Origin of the sequence: Streptomyces sp. NPDC056600 (assembly GCF_042792855.1) — a bacterium.
GTDB lineage: Bacteria > Actinomycetota > Actinomycetes > Streptomycetales > Streptomycetaceae > Streptomyces.
Genome location: NZ_JBHTVQ010000072.1, coordinates 25,575 through 32,527, shown reverse-complemented (window position 1 = coordinate 32,527; position 6,953 = coordinate 25,575). Strand labels below are relative to the sequence as shown.

Annotated in this window: 4 protein-coding genes; 3 read left to right on the top strand and 1 reads right to left on the bottom strand. The window is 76.7% G+C overall.

Annotated elements, in window-relative coordinates; all coding sequences use genetic code 11:
- Positions 1 to 140 precede the first annotated feature (140 nt).
- The gene (locus ACFRAV_RS27265) at positions 141 to 1,232 is read right to left on the bottom strand and encodes a winged helix DNA-binding domain-containing protein (protein WP_382559117.1); all 1,092 of its coding nucleotides are present in this window, start codon (positions 1,230 to 1,232) and stop codon (positions 141 to 143) included.
- A gap of 185 nt (positions 1,233 to 1,417) precedes the next feature.
- On the opposite strand from ACFRAV_RS27265, the gene ACFRAV_RS27260 reads away from it, so the two are divergent.
- The 3 genes from ACFRAV_RS27260 (at position 1,418) to ACFRAV_RS27250 (ending at position 6,922) form a co-directional block, all read left to right on the top strand.
- A complete protein-coding gene (locus tag ACFRAV_RS27260) occupies positions 1,418 to 4,585 on the top strand; it encodes a carboxyl transferase domain-containing protein (RefSeq protein WP_382559115.1) in 3,168 nt (1,055 codons plus the stop codon).
- Between the two features lie 150 nt (positions 4,586 to 4,735).
- Complete coding sequence (locus tag ACFRAV_RS27255; RefSeq protein WP_382559113.1) at positions 4,736 to 6,487, top strand: NUDIX domain-containing protein; 1,752 nt, start codon at positions 4,736 to 4,738, stop codon at positions 6,485 to 6,487.
- A 60-nt stretch (positions 6,488 to 6,547) separates the two neighbouring features.
- A complete protein-coding gene (locus tag ACFRAV_RS27250; RefSeq protein ID WP_382559111.1) occupies positions 6,548 to 6,922 on the top strand; it encodes a hypothetical protein in 375 nt (124 codons plus the stop codon).
- The last annotated feature ends 31 nt before the right edge of the window (positions 6,923 to 6,953 follow it).

The following is a 6,953-nucleotide window of genomic DNA, read 5'->3' as shown; positions in this document are numbered from 1 at the left end:
GGCGCGCGGCGCGCGGCGCGCGGCGGGCGGCGCGCGGCGGGCGGCGGGACCCGGCTGGGCGCGCCCGGTCACCGAGTCGCCACCTCACCACCTCACCGCGACTCCGTGTCGACATGTCGTCGTGTCACCGCCTCACCGCCTCACCCGGCGGCGGTGAACCGGATGTCGTGGCGGTCCGCGTCGCCCGCGGCGAAGCGCAGCAGGGCGGCGCCCTCCTCGGCGGCCTCCGCCCGCTGCCGCCGGGGCAGGGGGGCGGACAGTCGCACGGTGAGGACCGCGCGGCCGTCCACCTCCCGGGTGAGTGCCCACCCGCCGCGGACAAGGCCGTCGACCAGGAGGGCCGGTTCGCCCGGTGGGTGGCGGGCCCGTTCCGTCCCCGACAGCCGGGAGCCTCCGGCATGGGCGAGGACGGCGTCGTCCCCCGCGGCCAGGAAGCGCACCGGGGCGGGCAGGTCCTCGGGCGGCAGCGGCGCCTCCGGCACGTCGAGCAGTTCCTCGCCGTCCTCGCCGCGGTACTCCCGCAGGGACGGCCGCAGGTCGTCGACCACCTCGCGCAGCCCGCTCGCGCCGCTCCACGCCTGGACGTCCTCGACGGTGGCCGGTCCGAACGCGGCCAGGTGGCGTGTCACCAGCCGGGCGGGGTGGGGCCGGCGGTCGACGGCCCGGCCCAGCCACTCCTCCGCCAGGACGAAGGCGGCGGGGCCGCTGCGACCCCACAGGCCGGACGGCGGCGGGTGGAGCACCGGCAGCAGCATCCGCGCCGCGCGCGCCAGGGCGACGGGGTCCCGCCCCGGCCACCGGGCGGCCAGCGCCCGGCCCAGCTCGGGGCGGGGCATCACCCGGCCGGCCAGCAGGAACCGCGCCGCGGCGGCGAGTTGACCGCCGTCGACGCATGTCGTCCGCCGCCCGAGGACGCGTTCGCGTCTGGCCCGCAGCATCGGCTCAAGGGTGGGCCGCAGCCAGAGGTAGTCCTCGGCGGTGACCAGGTACCGCGCCCCGCGGTGCAGCGAGGCCCGCACGACGGCCCGCAGGTCCAGCAGCGCGGCGAGGTGCTCCCGGCGGAAGCCGTCGACCCGGTTCCACAGCCCGATGTACGGGGGTTCACGGTGCCGGGCGTGCACGCCGGCCAGCCGCTCGACCATCGCCTCGACGGACAGTTCGGCCCGCTCGTGGAGCGACTGGCGCAGGAGGGCGGCCCGGTTGAGCCGTCGGCGGGTCAGGCGTTCCTTCATGCCGCCAGCCTGCCGCTTGCGAGGCCGGGTTCCCGTCCTGCCGGCCGGTGTGACAAATGACGTCGTGCCGCTCGGGACGCTGTACGGCCGCACATTGCTTCCTCGCCGGGGCCTGGAGAGCATGGCGGGGCCGGTCGATGATGTGCGTCGCGCGGGGTCGGCCGCGCGGTCCGTGGGGAGCGTTGATGGGGTCTGCCGCCGTACTGGTCGCCAACCGCGGGGAGATCGCCGTGCGGGTGCTGCGCGCGGCCTCGGAGCTGGGGTGGCGTGCCGTCGCGGCGCACGCGGAGGGCGACGAGGCGCATCTGGCCGCGGCCGACGAGGCGGTGGCGGTTCCGGGCGGCTACCTGGACGCGGCGGGACTGGTGGAGGCGGCCCTGCGCACCGGCTGCGGCTTCGTCCACCCGGGATACGGATTTCTCAGCGAGGACGCGGAGTTCGCGCGCCGGTGCGCCGAGGCGGGCCTGGTGTTCGTGGGTCCGGCGCCCGAGGTGCTGGAGGTGTTCGGCGACAAGGCGCGGGCGCGGCGGCTGGCCGGCGAGGCCGGGGTGCCGGTGCTCGAGGGCACGGACGGCGGGGCGGGCGTCGAGGAGGCGCGCGCCCTGCTGTCGGGCGGGCCGGTGATGGTCAAGGCGGTCGCCGGAGGCGGCGGGCGCGGCATGCGGGTGGTGCGGCGTGCCGAGGAGCTGGACGAGGCGTGGCGGCGGTGCCGCTCGGAGGCCCGGCAGAACTTCGGACGCGACGCGTTGTACGCGGAGCGGCTGATGGAGGGGGCCCGGCACGTCGAGGTGCAGGTGGTCGGGGACTCCCGTGGGGCGGTCACACACCTGTGGGACCGCGACTGCACGACCCAGCGCCGCCGTCAGAAGGTGATCGAGATGGCGCCGGCGCCCGGCCTGGCGGAGCCCTTGCGCGCGTCGATGCGCGACGCCGCGCTGGAACTCGCCCGCAGGGCCGGGTGCGCGGGGCTCGTGACCGTCGAATTCCTGGTGCTGGAAGGGGAGTTCCGCTTCATCGAGGCCAATCCCCGGCTCCAGGTGGAGCACACGGTCACCGAGGAGGTGACCGGCGTGGACCTGGTGGCCGCCCAGTTGCGCCTGGCGGCCGGGACCACGCTGGCCGAACTGGGGCTGTCGGAGCCGCCGGCGCCACGCGGCCACGCGGTGCAGGCCCGGGTGACCGCGGAGGCGACGGGTCCGGACGGCGAGGGCCGGCCGTCGGCTGGCCGGCTCACCCGTTTCGACCTGCCCTCGGGGCCGGGCGTCCGGGTGGACACGGCGCTGCGGGCCGGCGCGGAGGTGGGGGTGCGCTACGACCCGCTGCTCGCCAAGGTGGTGGCTCACGTGCCCGCGGGTTCCGTGGAGGCCGCGTGTGCCCGGGCCCAGCGGGCGCTGGGCGAGTTCGCCGTCGAGGGCGTGCGGACCGGCATCCCCCTGCTGCGGGCCGTGCTGGCGGAACCGGAGTTCTGGGTGCGCCCGGACGCGGTGGAGCGCTGCGCGCGGGTCCTCGCCCCGGCGGAGCCGGAGACGTCGGACGGGGCCGCGGCCGGCGAAGGGGGCCTGGTGCGGGCGCCGATGACCGGCACGGTGGTGCAGGTGGACGTCCGGCCCGGCGAGGAGGTGTGCGCGGGGCGGCAGTTGCTGGTGCTGGAGGCGATGAAGATGGAACACGTGGTCACCGCCCCCTGGGCCGGCCGGGTCCGCGGTCTGCGGGTGCGGCCGGGCGGGACGGTGGCCGAGGGGGCGGTGCTCGCCGTGCTGGAGCCGTCGGGCGCGGCCTCGGAGGAGGCGGCCGCCGAGGAGGCGGCCGACCCGGACGAGGTGCGCCCCGATCTCGCCGAGGCACTGCGGCGGCACGCCTTCGGCCTGGACGGGAACCGCCCCGAGGCGGTCGCGAAGCGGCACGCCCAGGGCCGCCGGACGGCCCGCGAGAACATCGCCGACCTGTGCGACGAGGGCGCCTTCACCGAGTTCGGCGCCCTCGCCCTGGCCGCGCAGCGGCGGCGGCGCTCCCTGGACGACCTGATCCGCTCCACCCCGGCGGACGGCATGGTCACCGGCACCGGGCGGATCGACGGCCGGCCGTCCGCGGTGATGAGTTACGACTACACGGTGCTGGCCGGGACGCAGGGGATGAACAACCACCGCAAGACGGACCGCCTGCTGGAGCTGGCGTACCGGCGGCGGCTGCCCGTCGTCCTGTTCGCCGAGGGTGGCGGCGGGCGGCCGGGCGACACCGACTCGACGGCCGTGGCGGGCCTGCACCTGAGTACCTTCCGCTCCATGGGACGGCTGAGCGGCCGGGTGCCCCTGGTGGGTATCGCCTCGGGTCGCTGTTTCGCGGGCAACGCGGCACTGCTGGGCTGCTGCGACGTGGTGATCGCGACGCCGGAGGCCACCATCGGGATGGGCGGCCCGGCGATGATCGAGGGCGGCGGGCTCGGGGTGTACCGGCCGGAGGAGGTCGGCCCGCTCGCGGTGCAGGTCCCCAACGGGGTGGTGGACGTCGCCGTCGTTGACGAGGCGGAGGCCGTCCGGGTGGCTCGGCGGTACCTCTCCTACTTCCGGGGGCCCGTCGACGACTGGGAGGCCCCGGACCGTCGGCTGCTGCGGCGGGTGGTGCCGGAGAACCGCCGGCGCGCCTACGACATCCGCGCCGCGGTGCGCGGCCTCGCGGACACCGGCTCGGTGCTGGAGCTGCGCCCGGAGTTCGGGGTGGGCGTCCTGACCTGCCTGGTACGGGTGGAGGGGAGGCCGCTGGGACTGCTGGCCAGCAATCCGGGTCACCTGGGCGGCGCGATCGACCGGGACGCGGCCGACAAGGCGGCGCGTTTCCTGCAGTTGTGCGACGCCTTCGGGCTGCCGGTCCTCTCGCTGTGCGACACCCCGGGTTTCATGGTCGGTCCGGACGCCGAACGGACCGCGACGGTACGGCACTTCGCCCGGCTCTTCGTCGCGGGCGCCCATCTGCGGGTGCCGATGGTCGGGTTGGTGCTGCGCAAGGCCTACGGCCTGGGCGCGATGGCCATGCTGGGCGGCTCCACGCGGGCTCCGGCGGCCACCGCGGCCTGGCCCAGCGGGGAGTTCGGCGGGATGGGGCTGGAGGGCGCGGTCCGGCTCGGCCACCGGCGGGAGCTGGAGGCGATCGAGGATCCCGGGGAGCGGGCCCGGGTGTTCGAGGCGCGGGTGGCCGAACTCCACGAGCGGGGCAAGGCGGTGAACGCGGCGGCGGCACTGGAGATCGACGCGGTCATCGATCCGGCCGACTCCCGGGCCTGGATCCTCGCCGCGCTGGACGGCTGGGAGGACGACCGGGGCGCGCCCGGGGAAGGGCGGTTCGTCGACACCTGGTGAGAGGCCGCGTCCGGAACCAGGCGCCGCCGTCACCGTCCGAGAACGTCCGGATCCAGCCGTTACGCACCGTCACCTTGCTCGTTGCTCCTTGTGAGCACACATGCGTTCGAAGCGAGGAGGCGCGATGCGGCGTCCGGTGGAGGTTTCTCTGTGACGGTGACCCAGCCCGCGGCCGATGCGGCCGGTCTTTCCGAGTACCTCGCGGTCCACCCCGCGCCGGTCATGGCGGCGGACGCGCTGATCCGTGACGGATCCGGCCGGGTGCTGATCGTCGACCCCTCCTACAAGGAGGGCTGGGACCTGCCGGGCGGCATGGTCGACGACGAGGAGCCGGTGGCCGCGCTCGAGCGCGAGCTGCGCGAGGAGCTCGGCATCCGGGGCGCGCGCGTCGGGCGACTGCTGGTGGTCGACAGCATGCCCAAGGAGGTCTACGGCCGCGCCCACGTCGCCTGCGTCTACGCGGTGCACCCGCGCCGCCCGCTGGCGGTGGAGGAACTGGTGCTGCAGCAGGAGGAGTTGCGCGCGGCGGAGTACGTCACCGAGCGGGAGGCGCTGCGCAGGCTGCCGAAGCCGCTGCGCCTCCGGGCGACGGCCGCCCTGCGGGCGTCGCTGGGCTCGCACACCGCGCAGCTGCGCCGGGGCCGGCCCGTGCCGGTGGACCTCAAGGACCACTACGCGCTGCTCCCCTCCCCGATGATGGCGGCGGCCGCGTTGATCACCGACACGCGCGGGCGGGTGCTGGTGGCCGAGCACTCCTACGACCACGGCGGCGGCTCCCCCTTCGGCCTGCCCGGCGGCATGGTCCACGCGCAGGAGTCCCCTCGCCGGGGCGCGGCCCGGGAGCTGGCGGAGGAGCTCGGGCTGACCGGGGTGCCGGTGGGCCGGCTCGTCGCCGTGGACAGCACCCCGGCGCGCACCTACGGCCGGGCCCTGGACGTGCACGTGTTCACGGTGGGGCCGCTGACGGAGGAGCAGGTCGCGGCGATCGGCTTCCCGGACGGGGAGATCCTGGCCGTCCACTGGCTGGCCCCCGAGGAGGCCCTGGCCGTGCTTCCCGCCCAGATCGGCAACCGGCTCAGGTACGGGCTGCGGGCGATGGCCGCGGGCACGGTCGCGCACCTGGAGGGGGGTCTGCCCCAGCCCGGGTCCGCGGTGGGCCTTCCCGCGGCCCGGCGGGCGACCCCGCTCGAGGAGGTGGGCGCCGGTCCCGCGGCGGCCGCCGACCGGTTGGCCACCCGGGCCAAGGCGTGCACCACCGCCGCCGTGCTGCTCACCGACCCGGCGGGCCGGGTGGTGCTGGTGCGCGAGGGAGAGGCGGGCTGGTCGCCGCCCGCGGCCCCGGTCGCCGGCGACACCGGCGAGACGCCCCGCCGGGCCGCCCACCGCGTGCTGCGCGAGCGACTGGGGCGGGGCGTGCCGCCGGGCGCGCTGCTCGCCGTGGACTGGCTCCCCGGCGCCGCCTCCGGCTGCGAGGGCGCCCACGTGCTCCCGGAGACCCTGCACGTCTACGACGGCGGCGTCCTCACCGACACGGAAGCCGCGGCCTGCACGACCTACGCGGACGCCGCGACCGCCGCGGGAGCGGGCCTCAACGCCGACCTCCACGCCGCGAACCGCCCCGGCAGCGCCGCCGGAGCGACCGGCGCGGGTGGGGCGGAGGCGACACGGACGACCGACACCGGCGGGGTGATCGTGACGGGCGGTGCGAGCGGGGGCGCAGGGGCGGCGGTCGGTACGGCCGTCGCCGGCGGAGGCGCCGGGGGTCTGCTGGCCGTGCCGCCGGAGCGGCTCGGCGCGGTGCTGCCCGCCGCGGTCGCCGCACGGGTACGCGAGTGCCTGGTGGTCCGCACGCGCGGCAGCGGGGCCGTCGAGCTGGTCGCCGGGCGTCCGGCAGGGGACTGATCCGTGTTCGTGCCCCGGGGCGGCTGGTCAAGGACGGTCCTCACCTGCCAGAGTTGGCGGATGCTTCTGGATCCGGAGAAAGCGATGTTCGTGCCCGGCGCAACGCCGCTGCTGCTGCTGAGCGGCGCGCCGTTCCACGAGGCCCTGCCGCCGCTGGCGACCGAGGACCGGTCACTGCCCACCTGCGAGGGGTGGAGCATCTTCCCCAAGCACACCCTGTGCGTGGTGGACGGCCCCGGGGAGCAGGGCGCCGTCATCCCCTCGCTGGCCGCCCTGGTGCTGGGCGAGGCCGACATGAACGCCTGGTGCGGCGACGCCGCGCGGGCGGGCGGCGCGGTGGTCCTCTCTGTGGAGCGACTGCCTGAGGTGGTCGACGTCCCGGCGCTCATGAACGGCGGCCCCACGCGGGGCGGCTTCATGGCGCTCACCGCCTGACACCGCCCCGCGCCGCCCCGCCCCTCCCGCC

Excerpts from the sequence above, each read along its gene's own strand:
- ACFRAV_RS27250 (WP_382559111.1), top strand. The coding sequence starts at position 6,548 with ATGCTTCTGGATCCGGAGAAAGCGATGTTCGTGCCCGGCGCAACGCCG.
- ACFRAV_RS27260 (WP_382559115.1), top strand. The coding sequence starts at position 1,418 with ATGGGGTCTGCCGCCGTACTGGTCGCCAACCGCGGGGAGATCGCCGTG.
- ACFRAV_RS27265 (WP_382559117.1), bottom strand. The coding sequence starts at position 1,232 with ATGAAGGAACGCCTGACCCGCCGACGGCTCAACCGGGCCGCCCTCCTG.